This is a genomic window from Lactobacillus sp. N54.MGS-719, from assembly GCF_000980505.1.
Taxonomy (GTDB): domain Bacteria; phylum Bacillota; class Bacilli; order Lactobacillales; family Lactobacillaceae; genus Lactobacillus; species Lactobacillus amylovorus.
Map to the genome: position 1 here is coordinate 1 of NZ_LARO01000133.1, position 828 is coordinate 828.

General features: G+C 37.4%; 1 protein-coding gene. It reads right to left on the reverse strand.

Annotated elements, in window-relative coordinates; translation table 11 throughout:
• Positions 1–500, reverse strand: a 500-nt coding sequence (gene udk / locus WS44_RS09620; protein ID WP_046434131.1) for a uridine kinase, incomplete at its 3' end; no start/stop codon positions are given.
• Positions 501–828: the final 328 nt, after the last annotated feature.

Below are 828 nucleotides of genomic sequence, written 5' to 3' on the forward strand. Positions count from 1 at the left end.
AAGTATTGGTTGATAACTGAATCAAGTGAACGACCACGTTCCTTCATGTCACGTTCAAGACGACGGATAAAACGAATGTCGTCATCAGTATCAACGTAAACCTTGATATCCATTAAGTTACGGATGTCTTCGTTAAATAAAACCAAGATACCTTCTAGAATAATAATGTCGGCAGGTTCAACGTGAATGGTTTCATCGCTTCTTGTGTGAGCAGTGAAATCATAAGTTGGCATTTCAATTGGCTTTCTGTGCATCAATTGACTAAGTTGTGCCTCAAGTAATGGCATATCAAAAGCGTCAGGGTGATCGTAGTTGATCTTCATTCTTTCTTCCATTGATACGCCGGTGTTGTCCTTGTAGTATGAATCCTGCGTCATGATCATGATACGGTCATGGTCGGTATCATTAATGTTGTCTGCAATCTCGTGGGCAATGGTAGTTTTGCCACTTCCTGAACCACCAGCAATTCCGATAATAACGGGTTTTTCAAGTTTTCCCATGTCAAACTCCTTTATTTTTCTATACATCATTAAATATTTTAAAGCATTTTCCGAATATTAACAGCAAAATTTTGCATTAAAAACGGATTCATTCTCAAATAAGCAAATATTGCTTGCTTTTTTGAGCAAAATACTGTTAAATACATATAAAGAAATTAAAAAGCTATGAAAAAGAAGAGTAGGTAATTCATTCTTCCAGTGAATTGGCGTTAGTGCGAAGCCAGTAGACCCTGAATTATTGAATAACACTTTTAGCAGCTCACCGAACTAACAATTCTTATAGTAGGTTGAGACGTCTCCGGTACGTTACCACGCCGGTAAAGCATGA